The organism is Arthrobacter sp. 2YAF22_2 (genome assembly GCF_052114645.1).
Classification (GTDB): domain Bacteria; phylum Actinomycetota; class Actinomycetes; order Actinomycetales; family Micrococcaceae; genus Arthrobacter.
In genome coordinates this window covers 1-14,969 of sequence record NZ_JBFRFD010000002.1, presented here as the reverse complement: position 1 = coordinate 14,969, position 14,969 = coordinate 1, and the positions used below count along the sequence as shown (strand labels likewise).

Sequence of the window (14,969 nt, the reverse complement as noted above, 5' to 3'; positions counted from 1 at the left end):
CGGGACCTGCCGGTGCGCGAGGATTTCCGCGGGCCCGGCCAGCTTGGCACCTCTTCCGTTGAACGGACTGTTTGCCGGGGCCCGTCGGGGCTCCGGCGTAAGATTCAGCTGGATGCCAGCGCCGCCGTCGTTCCCAACCGACTGCCAAGGAAGGCCCCTTCCACCTGTGAAGCCCGCGCACTTGCTCACCGAGATGTTCAGCATCGCCCCAGCCAACAAGGACCATCAGGTTGCGATCCGTTGCGCCGTCGGCGTTTTCGTCCCGCTGATCTCCCTGGTGCTGCTGGGCCGGCTGGATCTGGCAATCTTTGCTTCCTTTGGCGCTTTCACCGGCATTTACGGGCGGAACGAACCTCACGGCCGGAGGTTGGTCCTGCAGGTGCGGGCCGGCACGCTGATGCTCGCCGTGATCCTGCTCAGCGCCCTGACGGCCCGGGCCGGCACGGCGCTCGCACTGTCGCCGTCGGACCGCACCTGGCTGCAGGTCGTCGCGACCACCCTGGTGGCGGGAGGCTGCTCCCTGATCGTCGCGTGGTGGCGGCTCCGCCCGGCGGGATCGTTGTTTCACATCTTCGCCTTCGCAGCCATCGCCTCCATCCCCAACCAGCCGCCGCTCTGGCAGGGAATGCTGGTCTCGGTCCTGACGGTCCTGTTTTCACTGCTGGTTGGCCTGTCCTCACGGGTGGTCCGAAGCCGCCGCCAGACGTGGTCGTGGCCACGGCGGGTCCGGTTGACGGCCGTGGAGCGTCGCGTGGCCTGGCTTGAAGCGCTGGGCTACCTCGTGGCGGCGGGGCTGGCCGGCACCCTCGCCACCGTGGTTGGGGAGCGGCTCGGCTTCGGCCACAACTACTGGGCCATGGTGGCCGCCGTCGTCCCGCTGGTGGGACACAGCACCCGGCACCGGATCAGCCGCGGGGTGCAACGCATCTTCGGCACCGTGGTGGGGCTTGGTCTGCTGGCCATGATCCTGCTGCTGCACCCGGCCCCCTGGCAGACCGTGCTGGTGATTGCGGCGTGCCAGTTCGGCGCCGAAATGTTCATCGCCCGCCAGTATGTGCTGGCCCAGGTCTTTGTCACCCCGCTGGCGCTGATCTCGACCCTGCTGGTGGCTCCGGTACCGGCAGGAATTCTCCTGCGGGACCGGTTGCTGGAGACCGTCATCGGAGCCGCCGTCGGCGTCGCCGTCGTGCTGGCCCCCGCAGTCTGGCGCCGGCTCGCCTCGCGCCCCGTCGCCCGGCCCAACTGACTGGCATTTGTTGCCGTTTTGATGCGTCTTAACGCCAACAAGTGCGAGTTACTTGGGTCAATGGAAGACTTGTCCCGTGCAAGCAACTGTTTACGGACGCGGGATACGTGGCTAACTCGGGCTCGGGGGACTCGGTCGTGGACCGTGTGGTGCGCCTGATCGAGGCTTTTCCCGAGGGCTCCGCATCCCTGCAGCTGTCCGACCTCGCGGACCGGGCCGGGCTGCCGCTGAGCACCGCGCACCGACTGGTCCGGCAACTGGCCGGGCACGGACTCGTGGAATTGGGCGGCGGCGGCTCGGTCCGGTTGGGGATGCGTTTATGGGAGCTGGTCAACCGGAACTCACCCACCCTGGCCCTGCGGCAAGCCGCGATGCCCTTGATGGAGGACATCCAGCAGGTGCTCAACCAGAACGTGAACCTGGCCGTGCTGGACGGCTGGGAAGCGTTGTTCGTGGAGCGGCTGTCCCGCCGCGGCTCGGTGGCGAACCGGGCGAAAGTCGCCGGCCGGATGCCCGTGCACCTGTCCTCGGCCGGGCTCGCCCTGATGGCCCATCAGCCGGTCGCGGTACAAACGGCCTACCTGCGCCAGTTCGCCGATCCCGCAGGCCAGGTCTCCGCCGGGAACCTCCGCGCGCTGCTGGCCGAGACGGCAAGCCAGGGCTACGCCGAACTGGCCGGGGTGGTGGACCCGGACACCTGGGGGATCGCGGTACCGATCCGGGATGCGAGGAAGCGGACCGTCGCCGCGCTCGGCGTCGTGGTTCCGTTGCGGGAGATGCGGCTGCAGGCACTGGTGCCGGCGCTGCAGACCGCGGCGCGGGGCATCGGGCGCAGGCTCGGGGATGCAGGCGCCTCCACTGACTTCCGTTCAATGGAAGGTGTGTAACGCGGATCACCGCTCCGGGGGCACACTGTTAGCCAGAAGACCCATCCGGTCCCGAACCACGGCACACCAGTGCGCGGTTCCGGGCCCCGCAACGAAGCGAGGACACCATGGCAGCCCGAAAAGTCATCACCACCCAGGTGGCAATCGTGGGCGGCGGCCCGGCCGGGCTCATGCTCTCCCACCTGCTGGCCAAGGAAGGCATCGAGTCCACCGTGATCGAGTTGCGCAGCCGGCAGGAAATCTCGGAAACGGTCCGGGCGGGCATCCTCGAACACGGCACGGTCAACCTCCTAGTGGACAGCGACGTCTCCGACCGCGTGCTGCGCGACGGCGACCGCCACGACGGGATCGAGTTGCGGTTCAACGGCGAAAGCCACCGCATCGACTTCCAGGACCTGGTGGGCGAATCGGTCTGGCTCTACCCGCAGACCGATGTTTTCATGGACCTCGCCGCCCGCCGGGAAGCCGACGGCGGCGACGTCCGGTACGGCGTCACGGACACCAGCGTCCACGGCATCGAAGACTCGCCGACGGTGTGGTTCACCGATGCAGACGGCACCGAGTTCGAACTTCGGGCCGACTTCATCGCCGGCGCTGACGGCTCGCGCAGCCACTGCCGCCTGCAGATCCCGGAGGCGGACCGCAAGTGGTACTTCCACGAGTACCCCTTCGCCTGGTTCGGTATCCTGGCCGAGGCGCCGCGCAGTTCCGACGAACTGATCTACGCCAACTCGGAAAACGGCTTCGCACTCATCAGCCAGCGGACCGAGACCGTACAGCGGATGTACTTCCAGTGCGACCCCGGCGAGGACGTCGCCAACTGGAGCGACGAACGCATCTGGGAGGCGTTCCGCAGCCGGGTGAACGGCAACGGCTTTGAGCTCAAGGAGGGCCCGGTCATCGACAAGACGGTCCTGAAGTTCCGCAGCTTCGTGCATGCCCCGATGCGGCACGGCAAGCTGTTCCTGGCCGGCGACGCCGCGCACACCGTCCCGCCGACCGGGGCCAAGGGCCTGAACCTGGCCATCCATGACGTGCGGGTCCTCTTCGAAGGCCTGGACAGCTTCTACAAGACCGGCTCCACCATGCTCCTGGACCTGTACAGCGACCGAGCCCTGGACCGGGTCTGGAAGGCGCAGCACTTCTCCTACTGGATGACGTCCATGCTGCACACCCCGGCCGGCGCCGACGACTTCGCCCGCGCCCGGCAGCTCGGTGAACTCAACTCCGTGGTCTCCTCGCGATTCGGCCGCGCCTACCTCGCCGAGGCCTACACCGGCTGGCCCGCCGCCGGCTGATCCGCTCCTGGGAGCCGGCTGGGGGCCGGCTGGGCCAGGTGGCCGGGCGGGGCCAGGGTGCGTGAGGCCGCGCGAGCCAGGAAAATCAGGACCCGGCGTCGAACACATCTGCGCCGAAGCCCTGCAGGCCGGGGGCTCCGGCGAGGCCCAGCCGGGGCAGCGAGAAGGCGTCCTCGATGCTGGCCAGCAGGCTGAAGTGGTTGTACTGCGTGTCCGACGACGTTCCGGCCCGGGTGAACGGGGAGAGCACCAGGGCGCCGACTCTCCCGCCGGCGGCACCGCCGGGAATCCCGGCGGATCCGGTGGTCTGGCCGTCGGCCTCGTCGAAGGTGATGACCAGCATCCCGTCCTTCTTGAACGCGGGGGAGTCGAGAATGGCCGGCACCTGCTGCCGGAGCCAACTGTCGCTGGCCGCGAGGCCGCCCGGGTTCCCGTCGACGCAGGGGCTGTCGTGGCCGTCGTTGCAGAGGTTGGGCGAGATGTAGGACAGGTTGGGCGTCGTGTCGGCTGATTTCAGATCCTGGGTCAGGGCAGTGAAATTCACGACGTTGTTCTGACAATCCGGCGACGAAGTGATCGCTTCGAAGTAGACGAAGGGGTTGTGCCGGGTGGCGTATTGGTCCCCCACCCGGGCGGACTGGTGGTCGTCCTTGGCGCCGGGTTTAGGGTGCTGGCACGGGGTCTGCATGTCCTCCATGTAACCCTTCCAACTCTTGCCGGCCGAGCTGAGCTGGCCGGCGACCGTGGGCACCGAGACAGGATAGACACAACCGGTGCCTTCCGCCTGGCCCGGGGCGGAGGTTCCGGTCTGCGTGAACGGAACGTAAGTCCGGCAGTCGTCGCGTGTCATCGGGTTGGACGCCTGCCCCGAGATCTGGGCCAGGTAGTTGGGGCTGGAGCTGTGGTCAATGGCGTAGTACTCCGACAGCAGTACGCCCTGGGCACGCAGCGTCTGGGAGAGGTACGGCGCCTCGGAGCCCGTGCCCCAGACCTTGTCATAGCCCTTGTTCTCGAGGTTGATCACGAACACATGGCCGGGTTTCCCGGCGGTTTGGGGGCCGCCGGCGGGCGGTGTCGGCGGTTGCGGCGGTGGCGACGTCTGCGGCGACGACGACGGCGGCGCGGCGGCCGCCGTCGTCCCCGGGGCGCTGGTGCCCGTGGAACTGGGCGGCGGCGTGGCAGGCGTGCACGCCGTCGCGGCGGCGACGAGAGCGGCGGCAAGGAAAAGGCCCGGAATTCGGCCGGCGGCGATCCGGCCCGGGCTGCTGGCGTGGTTCCGGCTCATGCGTGGCGGCTTTCTCTCGACGCGTTGGTCCGTGTCTCCAGCAAAGCCCATTGCACTCCGGCGGGACAAGGGCTACCGGGCATTCACAGCGAGTTCACACCATGGCCGTGTGCCCGGCAGTGCACGAGCCGATCGTCTTGGCATAGCAGGACGAGTGGTCGATCCCGGCCTGGGGACCGAAGCTGGGCGCCAGGTGCCTTAGGCGGGACGGCCGGTGGGATCCTCGGCCGTCGGGTCGGCCAGCGCCAGGCCGCCCACCGGGCTGGCGTCCCAGTGGATCAGGCGCCAGCCGGCGTCGGGATCGCCTTCGAGGGCCACGATGCCGGTGTTGGCGAGGATGTGCCGTGCCGCGAACTCCGCGTCCACGTTGGCGGCGCGCAGGCCGGTCCACACCCGGATCGCGGCGCCGTGGCTGACCACCGCGACCGTGGCGTCATCCCCGCCCGTGGAGGCGGCCACGATCCTCGCGATCGAGTCGTCGTAGCGCTCGAAGAACTCGTGGCCGCTGGGGCCCGAAGGCATCCGGCGGTCCAGCTCGCCCGCTGCCCAGGCGAAGACCGTCCCCAGATAACGCAGGTGGGATTCACGGTCGGTGAGCTTTTCAAGCGCCCCGGCCTCGATTTCCCGCAGCCCCGCCAGTACCTGAATGTCCAGCCCGCGGCTGCCGGCAAGCGGGGTGGCCGTGAGCTGGGTGCGGACCAAGGTGGACGCGTAGAGCAGCTCGATCTGCTGTTCCGCCAAGGAACGCGCCAGGGCGCCTGCCTGGCGTTCGCCGAGCACTGTCAGGCCCGGCCCGGGGTGGGCGGTGTCCAGTTGGCCGAGCACGTTGCCCGGGGTCTGGCCGTGGCGGATCAGCAGAAGCTTCATGCCAGCGATGTTACCGGCCGCGGCCGGTCACGGGATCCTGACAGTGGCCTGGATCGGGGCGTGGTCGCTGGGGTAACGGTCGTCAAGGCGGAAGGTGTTGACCGCGGCCTCGGCGACCTGGATGTCCGGCGTCACGGCGATCCAGTCAATGCGGCGTTCGCCGATCACCGGGTCCTTGTAATTCGGAAACGTCCCGTATTCCGGGGTCAGCCGCTGTTTGGCGACCGCCCACGAGTCCTTGAAGGCGCCGCTGCCCACCAGAGTGTTGTACGCCCCGGAGGCCCCGGCGTCGGCGTTGAAGTCACCCATCAGGACGGTCGGCAGGCCGGGCTCGAAGCTCGTGGCGTGCTCGATGATGGCCTCGGCGCTGCGCAGCTGGGCATTTTCGGATTCATGGTCAAAGTGGGTGTTGAGCACCATCAGTTCCCGTCCGGTGCAGCTGTCCTCGAACCTGCCCCAGGTTGCGATCCGGGTGACGTCATTGCCCCACGTTGCCGAGCCGGCCACGGTGGGGGTGTCCGAGAGCCAGAACTGGTCCCACATTTGCAGCGTCAGGCGGCGGGAGTCGTAAAAGATGCAGGAGTGTTCGCCCCGGTTCCCGCCCTCGCGGCCGTGGCCGATCATCCGGTAGTGGCCCGGAAGCGCTTCCCCGATGACTGTCAGCTGGTGTTCCAGGCCCTCCTGGATGCCCAGGACCTCCGGGAGTTCCTCGGCCAGGACGGCCCGGAGTGCCGGAACACGCTCGGGCCAGTAGTCCGCCTGACCCGGCAGGGTCTCCGCAATGTCACAGCGGATGTTGAAGCTCATCAGGCTCAACGCCGCGGCCTCGGCCCTCTCGGTTGCCGTGGCGGATCCTGTGCCGGCTGCTGCCGCTATGGCGGGGCCGGGGCGGGTCAGAACTGTCCGTGCTGTCGCCGCAGTGTCGCTCGGCAAGGGGTCTCCTCGTGTCGGTAACAGCCCAAGCCTCCACGGTTGAGCTGGCCAGTCCTTGACGGCCGGGTGAACGGCGGACCGCCGGTAGGTGAACTCGGCGCCGCCATTCCTACGCCAGGTGGTCGACCAGCTTGTCCGCGAGGCCGGTGTACGTTCCCGGGGTCAGGGCCAGCAGCCTGGCCTCGGCATCCGCGGACAGGCCAAGGCCCTGGACAAACTCCTGCATCCGGGCGGCGTCGACGCGCTGGCCGCGGGTCAGATCCTTTAGCCGCTCGTACGGGTTTTCCATRCCCGCGACGCCGGCGATGGCCTCGGCGCGCATGACCATCTGGATCGCCTCGCCGAGCACCTCCCAGTTGGTGTCCAGGTCCCTGGCGAGCACCTCCTCCGCGACGTCCAGCCGGTCCAGGCCCTTGGCCACGTTGGAGATGGCCAGCAGGGAGTGGCCGAACGCCACCCCGATGTTGCGCTGCGACGAGGAATCGGTGAGGTCCCGCTGCCAGCGGGAAGTGACCAGGGTGGAACCCAGCACATCCAGCAGCCCGGAGGAGATCTCCAGGTTGGCTTCGGCGTTCTCGAACCGGATCGGGTTGACCTTGTGCGGCATTGTGGAGGACCCGGTGGCGCCTGCCACGGGGATCTGCGCAAAGTAGCCGATCGAGATGTAGCTCCACATGTCCGTGCAGACGTTGTGCAGGATCCGGTTGAAGCGCGCGACGTCGGCGTACAGCTCAGCCTGCCAGTCGTGGCTTTCGATCTGGGTGGTGAGCGGGTTCCAGTCCAGGCCGAGGTTTTCCACGAAGCTCCGGGCGACCTGCTCCCAGTCGGCGCCGGGGATCGAGGCCACGTGCGCCGCGAACGTGCCGGTGGCGCCGTTGATCTTGCCGAGATATTCGGTCCGGGCGATGCGGTCCAGCTGCCGGGTCAGCCGGTGCGCCATCACCGCGAGTTCCTTGCCCAGCGTGGTGGGCGTGGCCGGCTGCCCGTGCGTGCGGGACAGCATGGGCACCGCCCGGTTGGCCTCGGCCATCGTGCTGATCTGCGCGACGAGCCTGCGCGCCGCGGGCAGCCAGACGTCCTGCACGGCACCCTTGATGCCCAGGGCGTAGGAAAGATTGTTGATGTCCTCGGAGGTGCAGCCGAAGTGCACCATGGCGGTCAGACGCTCGATTCCGATGCCGGCAAGCCGGCGGCCGATGTAGTACTCCACCGCCTTGACGTCGTGCACGGTGACGGCTTCGATCTCGGCCAGCTCGGCCACGGACGCGGCGTCGAACTCGCTAACGATGGCGCGCAGCTGCTCCTGCTGCTCGGCGCTCAGCGGACCGGCGCCGGGCAGCACGTTGTTGCTGGTCAGGTGGATCAGCCACTCAACCTCGACGGCGACGCGGTCACGGTTGAGGGCGGCCTCGGAGAGGTAGTCCACCAGCGGTGCGACGGCCGAGTGGTAGCGGCCGTCAAGCGGTCCGAGAGCGATCGAGTGGTCGGACGCGGCGAGGGCCAGGCGTCCGGACGGCGTGCGGGTCTCGGCTGTGGCGGCAGTTTCAGGCATGGTCCGATTCTTTCACGAAGTGCGGCCGGGCCTTAAGCGCACCCTGGCATGTGACACTCCGTCGGCAGCTTTTCCACATAGCATTCGGGACCGCTTACGACGCCGGTGACTGGAACCTAACGTCGAACCCGGGACAAACGGCAACGAAAGGAGCCTCGGCCATGAGCGGCACGTTAACGGCAGCTGAGGCGGCGGCCTGCGCCTCGCGCAGTTACGAAGTCCAGCAACTGGCAGCCAGGATGGCCTCCTGTGCGGAGCAGGCGGGCGCCGTGCTCGCCGGGCTGGTCGGGCTGGAACTTCAGACCTGGCAGTCCCCGGCGGGCCGTGCCTACCGGACGACGGTTTCGCTTCAGGCCGCATCACTGCGGCGGGCCCGGGGCGGACTGCTGGATGCGGCGGCAGCGGTCCAGCGGCACGCCCAGCAGGTGACGCTCTCGTCCGGACGGCCCGGATACTGATGGCGGAGATTACTCCGGCGGGCTCCGGGGAGGCGCCCCGCCCGTCGGCACCGGCCCCGGACGGGATGTTGCGGATCCGGGGCGGGGTGGGCGGCCTCAGCTTCCAGTTCGAGGAGCTGCTGGCAGGGGCGGCCGCCCTGGACGTCGTGGTCCGCCGGCTGTACGCGTTGGAGGCGGAGGCCGACGGCGTCCGTCGCGCCCTCTTCGGCTACCAGCCCGACTCCTACCGCAGCGGCAGCAACGCCATGATCGCAGTGGGGGAGGCGGGGCGGGATGTCAGCCGGGTCAGGGCCGAATTGGAGCACATCGCGGCCCAGGTCCGGGCCAGCCACCGGGAGTACGAGTTCACCGAAGCCCGGAACGCGCTGCTGCTCCGGATGGGGCTGGGCGGTCCGGAGTACGGCTCAGCCCAGGGGCCCTTCGAGCTCCCCGGCGTCCGCGACCAGGTCGAGCGCGGGGTGGCCCTGGCTCCGCACGGCCTGGCCCTGCTGCTGGGGTTGCCCGTTCCCTTGGCGGCGCTGGTAGGGACGCTGGCTGGCCCCACCGACGTCCGCCGCACGGTCCGGGAGCTGACGATGGCACCGGGGCTGAGGTTCCTGGAACCGCGGCCGGTCACGGTCATCGGCAGCCATACCGGGGCCGAGGCCGTTGATTTGACGCCCGCGGGCCTGCTGCGCCGCGCGGAAGCGGTGGGCCGGAACAGCGGCGATATCGAGATCATCAAGGTCGACGGCGGAAGCGGCCGTGCTTGGGTGGTGATCGTGCCCGGAACCCAGCTGGGCGGCCTGCCCGAGGGAACCAACCCGTTCGACACGGCGGGCATCGCCGAAGCGCTGGGCTACGACTCGGTGGAGACCACCGCGGCCATCCGGCAAGCGCTCCGGGAGGCGGGCGCGACGGCGGGCGAGCAGCTTGCCGCCGTGGGTTACAGCCAGGGCGGCATCCACGCCATGAACCTGAGCGATGACAAAGCTTTCCTCGCCGAGTTTGACCTCAAGTACGTGCTCACCGCCGGCTCCCCGGTYGGCGGCATCACCCCCGAGCCTGGGATCGGCAGCCTGCACCTGGAACACCAGCATGACTGGGTGCCGGGAGCTGACGGACAGGCCAACGCGGACACGAAGGACAGGGTCACTGTCACGCTGACTAACAGCCTGGTCATGCCCCCGCCGCAGGATTTTGGCCTCGGCCCCGGGCATCGACTGGAAAACTACGCGGCCGGCGCGGAAGCGGTCTCGGCGAGCCGGGACCCGTCGTTGCTGGCATCCACCGCGGCACTGGCAGCCGTGGTTGGGGGCGGTGGCACCGCCACCGTGACCAGGTTTTCCCTGCGGCGCGAGGCTCTGCCGGCGCGGGGCGCGGTCACGGCGCCGGGGCCGAACCGCGGGGCAGACACCCCGCCGCCGGCGCGACCGCCCGCTCCGGCGCTCGGACCCACCGCGGCGCGGGAGCCGCAGGGCGTCCCCGGCTAGCTGGTCCGCCCTTGGCCGGCGGAACCCCAGCAGGCGTGCCGGCTACCGGCGCGCGTGCCCGTCAGCGGCGCCGGCCGCCCGGGAGCCGGCCAGCGACCAGCGAGATCACAGTGATGATGATGGCCGCGACCACTGCCGTCCAGAAAAAGGAGTCGATGGTGAAGTGCACCGGTGTGTAGGCGCTCAACCAGGACGTGAGGTACAACATTGCGGCGTTGATGACGATCGTGAACAGACCCAGCGTGAGGATGGTCAGCGGCAGCGACAGCAGGCTGACCAGCGGCTTGACGAGGGCGTTGACGAGGCCGAAAATCAGCCCGATGAACAGGTACGCGAGGATGATCCCGACGGTGTCGGCACCCTGCGTGACGCCGCTGTCGGCAACGGCGCCGGCGGTCGCAGCGCTCGAGACGCTGATCCTGCCCTGCAGGATCCAGCTGGCGATCCAAAGGGCCAGGGCGTTGACGACGACCCGCAGAATGAATGAACGCATGGCCCCATGCTGTCATATGAGCCGTCCCGCGGGAGGGGCGGCGAAGTAGGCTAGGGGGCATGACTTTATCTGACAACCCGGCCATGGGGCTCCGCCCGCGGCCGGTGGTGGACCTCCTTCCCCGCTACGCGGCAGGCAAACCGCCGGTCCCCGTTGAAGGGCTCGTGAGCTACAAGCTGTCTTCCAACGAGAACCCGTTGCCTCCGATTCCTGCGGTGCTGCAGGCCATCGCCGCGCAAACCGATATCAACCTCTACCCGGACCCGTTGAGCAGCAAACTCCGCGGGGCGCTTGCCGGGTTCCTGGACGTCCCGGCAGAGGACATTGTCACGGGCGGCGGGAGCCTCGGGGCCCTCAACCAGCTGCTGGCCACCTTCGCCGGCCAGAACGACGACGGGAAGGCGGACGAGGTCATCTATGCGTGGCGCTCCTTCGAGGCCTACCCCATCAGCGTGGGCCTCGCGGGCGCGCAAAGCGTGCAGATCCCGCTGACCGCAGACGGCCGCCACGATCTCGACGCGATGGCCGCCGCGGTCACCGCCCGCACCCGGGTGATCCTGCTGTGCACGCCGAACAACCCCACCGGCCCCATTCTCACCGCAGCGGAAACCGAGAACTTCATCAAAAGCGTGCCCTCGGACGTCGTGGTGGTCATTGACGAGGCCTACCAGGAGTTCGTCCGGGCCGCCGACGCTGTCGATGGCCTTGAGATGTACCGCAAGTACCCCAACGTGGTCGTGCTCCGTACCTTCTCGAAGGCGCACGGGCTGGCCGGTCTGCGCGTGGGCTACAGCGTGTCGCAGCCGGACATCACCCAGCACCTGCGAGTCACCGCCACGCCGTTCGCGGTCTCCCAGATCGCCGAAGCGGCCGCCGTCACGTCGCTGCAGCACATCGACGAGGTTGTAGAAAGGGTACAAAGCCTGGTCGACGAACGGGACCGCGTGACGGCCGGGCTGCGCGACCTCGGCTGGTTCGTTCCGGACGCCCAAGGAAACTTTTTTTGGCTGAATCTGGGCGCGGACAGTGCGGAATTCGCCGCGCTGGCCGGGGAACGGGCGCTCTCGGTCAGGGCCTTCGGCGATGACGGGGTTCGGGTGAGTATCGGCGAAGCAGAGGCGAACACCAGGTTCCTCGACTTGTGTGCGATCTATACAAAACCGCCGCGGCGTTCCTAGCGCTTCACACGAAGCCCGCAGGCAGCCCGCTGCGGATAAAGTAAGGACGAGTTAAGCCAAAATATATGCTGAGACGGGAATGCATTCCCTGGCCGGCATATATCCCAGCGATTGCGGCGCATTCGGGTGCGGCAGGCAAGGAGACGGTATGGGCGCCACACAACTGCCCTCTACCGAGTTCGACGGAAGCGAAGCGGACGACCAGCTCGAGGCGCGAGCCGAGGCAGTGCTCGGCGACCCTGCCGTCCCGATGGTCCAGCTGCTGGGCCCGGACGGCACCCTGGGCACCGATCCGGCGTTCTCGGAGTACGCCGCGCGGCTCGACGCCGGGAAACTGCGCGGTTTCTATGCCGACATGGCGAAGATCCGGCGCTTCGACGTGGAGGCCACCGCCCTGCAGCGTCAGGGCCAGCTGGCTCTGTGGGTCCCGCTGACCGGCCAGGAGGCCGCCCAGATTGGTTCCGGCCGGGCGAGCCAGCCGCAGGACTACCTCTTCCCCACCTACCGGGAGCACGGCGTCGCGCTGACCCGCGACGTGGACCTGGCCGAACTGCTGCGCCAGTTCCGCGGCGTGTCCAACGGCGGCTGGAACCCCAAGGACACGAACTTCCACCTCTACACCTTGGTCCTCGCCGCCCAAACCCCGCACGCCGTCGGCTACGCCATGGGCATCCAGCGCGACCAGAAGCTTGCCGCGGCCGAAGCGGCTGCGGGGGAATCCGCGGCCGGGGCGCCCGATCCGAAGGCCGCAGTCATGGTCTATTTCGGCGACGGAGCCAGCTCCGAAGGCGATGTCCACGAGTCCATGGTGTTCGCCTCGTCCTACAACGCCCCCGTGGTGTTCTTCTGCCAGAACAACCACTGGGCCATCTCCGTCCCCACCGCGGTGCAGACCCGCATTCCGCTCTCCAACCGGGCCAAGGGCTACGGCTTTCCCGGCATCCGGGTGGACGGCAATGATGTGATCGCGGTCCACGCCGTCACCGAGTGGGCGCTCGAGCATGCCCGCGAAGGCAAGGGCCCGGTCCTGATCGAGGCCTTCACCTACCGCGTCGGGGCACACACCACCGCCGACGACCCCACGAAGTACCGCGGCTCCGAGGAAGAAGCGCAGTGGCGGGCGAAGGACCCGCTGGAGCGGCTCGAGAAATACCTCCGCGCCGAAGGACTCGCCGACGACGCGTTCTTCGACCAGGTCAAGGCCGACGGCGACGAGCTCGCTGCCTACGTCCGCAGGACCACCCATGACCTGGAGACCCCGGACATCCGGACGGCGTTCGCCAACACCTACGCCGAGGCGCACCCGCTGGTGGCCGAAGAGCTGGCGTGGTTCGAGCAATACAGCGCAGGTTTCGCCGACGAGACAACCGACGAGCAGGCACCCGCCAAGCAGGCAGAAGCAGATAAGGCGGCCAGCCGATGACCACCATGACCATTGCCAAGGCCATCAACGAGGGCCTGCGGGCGACGCTGAACAAYAACCCCCGCACCCTGCTGATGGGCGAGGACATCGGACCGCTGGGCGGCGTCTACCGCGTCACCGACGGCCTGTTCGGCGAGTTCGGCGCAGACCGTGTCGTGGACACCCCGCTCGCGGAGTCCGGCATCATCGGGACCGCGATCGGCCTGGCGCTGAGCGGGTACCGGCCGGTCTGCGAGATCCAGTTCGACGGCTTCGTCTTTCCGGGCTTCAACCAGATCACCACGCAACTGGCGAAGATGCATGCACGCAGCAACGGCAACCTGACCGTCCCCGTCGTCATCCGCATCCCGTACGGCGGCGGCATCGGATCGATCGAGCACCATTCGGAGTCCCCGGAGGCGCTGTTCGCGCACACAGCCGGGCTGCGCATCATCACCCCGTCCAACCCGCATGACGCCTACTGGATGATCCAGCAGGCCGTCGACTGCCTGGACCCGGTGATCGTCTTCGAACCCAAGCGGCGCTACTGGCTCAAGGGCGAGGTCGACACGGATTCGCCGGGTGCGTCCGCGGACCCGTTCGAGGCCCACGTGCTGCGCGCCGGCACGGATGCCACCGTCGTGGCCTACGGCCCGCTGGTCCCGGTGGCCCTCGCCGCCGCCGGCGCAGCCGCGGAGGACGGCCACAGCGTCGAAGTGATCGACCTGCGCTCCATCTCGCCCATCGACTTCGACACGGTCACGGCCTCCGTCCGGAAGACGGGCCGGCTCGTCGTGGCGCACGAAGCGCCGACCTTCGGCGGCATCGGCGGCGAAATCGCCGCCCGGGTCAGCGAACGGGCCTTCCATTCCCTCGAAGCCCCGGTCATCCGCGTCGGTGGCTTCCACATGCCCTACCCGGTGGCCAAGGTGGAGGAAGACTACCTGCCGGACATCGACCGCATCCTTGAGGCGCTCGAACGCGCCCTCGCCTACTGACGGGGAATCCATGACCGTGAACAAGTTCAACCTTCCCGACGTGGGCGAGGGCCTGACCGAGGCGGAAATCGTGTCCTGGAAGGTGAAGGCCGGCGACACCGTGGCAGTCAACGACGTGCTGTGCGAAATCGAAACCGCCAAGTCCCTCGTCGAGCTCCCCTCGCCGTACGCCGGCACCGTCGCCGAACTTCTGGTCCAGGAAGGCGTGACGGTCGACGTCGGGACGCCGATCATCAGCGTTTCTGACGCGGCCGCCGCAGAACCCGCCCCGGCCGCGCGTCCCGTGGCGGCTGCCGCCCCGTCCCCGGCCGCCCCTGCAGATACACCGATGTACGGAAAACTGGAGCCGGACACCTCCGATGCCGGCGGACCCCCGACTGCCGGCCCGCTGGTCGGGTCCGGACCGAAGGCCGACGCCGTCAAACGCCGGCGTCGGGTCTCCGCGCCGGCGGTTCCGGCCGCCTCCATTCCGGCCCCCGAGCGGGCGGGAATCGAAACCCACGACATCTGGATCAGCCCGGAGGCCGTCTCCCCCGTGGAACCGCCGGTTCCTGCCGCCGCCGCGGAGGCGATTGACCAGCGCCAGAGCCTGGGCGGAGCCATCACCGGCCTCGTCAGCCGCGTCCTGGCCAAACCTCCGGTCCGAAAGATCGCCCGGGACCTCGGCATCGACCTGGCCGACGTCGTCCCCACCGGCGCGCGCGGCGAGGTGACCCGCGAAGACCTCGTGAGCTACCAGGCCCAGCGAGACGCCGAGCTGGACCAGGCGGACTCGTTCTGGGGCAAGACCGGCCGCCCCCAGGAACAGCGGATCGAACGCATCCCGGTCAAGGGCGTCCGCAAGGCCACCGCCCGCGCCATGGTCGAGTCGGCTTTCGCGGCCCCGCACGTCAGCATCTT

The 14,969-nt window shown here is 68.7% G+C and carries 14 protein-coding genes; 9 read left to right on the top strand and 5 right to left on the bottom strand.

Annotated features, from left to right (window positions below):
* The first annotated feature begins 193 nt into the window (after nucleotides 1-193).
* From AB4Y86_RS00230 to AB4Y86_RS00220, 3 genes are all read left to right on the top strand, one after another.
* Complete coding sequence (locus AB4Y86_RS00230) at nucleotides 194-1,246, top strand: FUSC family protein (protein WP_441399368.1); 1,053 nt, start codon at nucleotides 194-196, stop codon at nucleotides 1,244-1,246.
* Nucleotides 1,247-1,353: 107 nt separating this feature from the next.
* Nucleotides 1,354-2,133: an IclR family transcriptional regulator gene (locus AB4Y86_RS00225; RefSeq protein WP_441399355.1), complete on the top strand. Its 780-nt coding sequence runs from the start codon at nucleotides 1,354-1,356 to the stop codon at nucleotides 2,131-2,133.
* 107 nt (nucleotides 2,134-2,240) lie between these two features.
* Nucleotides 2,241-3,431, top strand: coding sequence for a 4-hydroxybenzoate 3-monooxygenase (locus tag AB4Y86_RS00220; protein WP_441399354.1), 1,191 nt, complete (start codon nucleotides 2,241-2,243; stop codon nucleotides 3,429-3,431).
* 85 nt (nucleotides 3,432-3,516) lie between these two features.
* On the opposite strand, the gene AB4Y86_RS00215 is transcribed toward AB4Y86_RS00220, so the two are convergent.
* The 4 genes from AB4Y86_RS00215 to purB form a co-directional block, all read right to left on the bottom strand.
* Nucleotides 3,517-4,716: an alkaline phosphatase family protein gene (locus tag AB4Y86_RS00215; RefSeq protein ID WP_441399353.1), complete on the bottom strand. Its 1,200-nt coding sequence runs from the start codon at nucleotides 4,714-4,716 to the stop codon at nucleotides 3,517-3,519.
* Nucleotides 4,717-4,914: 198 nt separating this feature from the next.
* The gene (locus tag AB4Y86_RS00210) at nucleotides 4,915-5,583 is read right to left on the bottom strand and encodes a histidine phosphatase family protein (RefSeq protein ID WP_441399352.1); all 669 of its coding nucleotides are present in this window, start codon (nucleotides 5,581-5,583) and stop codon (nucleotides 4,915-4,917) included.
* A gap of 27 nt (nucleotides 5,584-5,610) precedes the next feature.
* Entirely contained in the window at nucleotides 5,611-6,516 is a 906-nt protein-coding gene (locus AB4Y86_RS00205) for an endonuclease/exonuclease/phosphatase family protein (protein ID WP_441399351.1), read from the bottom strand.
* A gap of 109 nt (nucleotides 6,517-6,625) precedes the next feature.
* Nucleotides 6,626-8,068 (bottom strand): adenylosuccinate lyase, encoded by a 1,443-nt coding sequence (gene purB, locus AB4Y86_RS00200; protein ID WP_441399350.1) that lies wholly within the window; start codon nucleotides 8,066-8,068, stop codon nucleotides 6,626-6,628.
* 161 nt (nucleotides 8,069-8,229) lie between these two features.
* On the opposite strand from purB, the gene AB4Y86_RS00195 reads away from it, so the two are divergent.
* A complete protein-coding gene (locus tag AB4Y86_RS00195; protein WP_441399349.1) occupies nucleotides 8,230-8,526 on the top strand; it encodes a hypothetical protein in 297 nt (98 codons plus the stop codon).
* Entirely contained in the window at nucleotides 8,526-9,998 is a 1,473-nt protein-coding gene (locus AB4Y86_RS00190; protein ID WP_441399348.1) for a hypothetical protein, read from the top strand. Before AB4Y86_RS00195 ends, AB4Y86_RS00190 begins: the two co-directional genes overlap by 1 nt.
* A gap of 61 nt (nucleotides 9,999-10,059) precedes the next feature.
* Here AB4Y86_RS00190 and AB4Y86_RS00185 read toward each other — a convergent pair whose 3' ends face one another.
* On the bottom strand, nucleotides 10,060-10,491 hold the full coding sequence (locus AB4Y86_RS00185; RefSeq protein WP_441399347.1) for a phage holin family protein: 432 nt from the start codon (nucleotides 10,489-10,491) through the stop codon (nucleotides 10,060-10,062).
* Nucleotides 10,492-10,550: 59 nt separating this feature from the next.
* Here AB4Y86_RS00185 and AB4Y86_RS00180 point away from each other — a divergent pair, with 59 nt between their 5' ends.
* The 4 genes from AB4Y86_RS00180 to AB4Y86_RS00165 all read left to right on the top strand — a co-directional run.
* Nucleotides 10,551-11,669 (top strand): histidinol-phosphate transaminase, encoded by a 1,119-nt coding sequence (locus tag AB4Y86_RS00180; protein ID WP_441399346.1) that lies wholly within the window; start codon nucleotides 10,551-10,553, stop codon nucleotides 11,667-11,669.
* A 148-nt stretch (nucleotides 11,670-11,817) separates the two neighbouring features.
* Entirely contained in the window at nucleotides 11,818-13,092 is a 1,275-nt protein-coding gene (pdhA, locus tag AB4Y86_RS00175) for a pyruvate dehydrogenase (acetyl-transferring) E1 component subunit alpha (RefSeq protein ID WP_441399345.1), read from the top strand.
* Nucleotides 13,089-14,069, top strand: a complete 981-nt coding sequence (locus tag AB4Y86_RS00170; protein ID WP_441399344.1) for an alpha-ketoacid dehydrogenase subunit beta — start codon at nucleotides 13,089-13,091, stop codon at nucleotides 14,067-14,069. Before pdhA ends, AB4Y86_RS00170 begins: the two co-directional genes overlap by 4 nt.
* Nucleotides 14,070-14,079: 10 nt before the next feature.
* Nucleotides 14,080-14,969, top strand: an 890-nt coding sequence (locus tag AB4Y86_RS00165) for a biotin/lipoyl-containing protein (protein WP_441399343.1), incomplete at its 3' end; no start/stop codon positions are given.

Excerpts from the sequence above, each read along its gene's own strand:
- AB4Y86_RS00230 (WP_441399368.1), top strand. The coding sequence starts at position 194 with ATGTTCAGCATCGCCCCAGCCAACAAGGACCATCAGGTTGCGATCCGT.
- AB4Y86_RS00195 (WP_441399349.1), top strand. The coding sequence starts at position 8,230 with ATGAGCGGCACGTTAACGGCAGCTGAGGCGGCGGCCTGCGCCTCGCGC.
- AB4Y86_RS00180 (WP_441399346.1), top strand. The coding sequence starts at position 10,551 with ATGACTTTATCTGACAACCCGGCCATGGGGCTCCGCCCGCGGCCGGTG.
- AB4Y86_RS00210 (WP_441399352.1), bottom strand. The coding sequence starts at position 5,583 with ATGAAGCTTCTGCTGATCCGCCACGGCCAGACCCCGGGCAACGTGCTC.
- AB4Y86_RS00185 (WP_441399347.1), bottom strand. The coding sequence starts at position 10,491 with ATGCGTTCATTCATTCTGCGGGTCGTCGTCAACGCCCTGGCCCTTTGG.
- AB4Y86_RS00220 (WP_441399354.1), top strand. The coding sequence starts at position 2,241 with ATGGCAGCCCGAAAAGTCATCACCACCCAGGTGGCAATCGTGGGCGGC.
- pdhA (WP_441399345.1), top strand. The coding sequence starts at position 11,818 with ATGGGCGCCACACAACTGCCCTCTACCGAGTTCGACGGAAGCGAAGCG.
- AB4Y86_RS00215 (WP_441399353.1), bottom strand. The coding sequence starts at position 4,716 with ATGAGCCGGAACCACGCCAGCAGCCCGGGCCGGATCGCCGCCGGCCGA.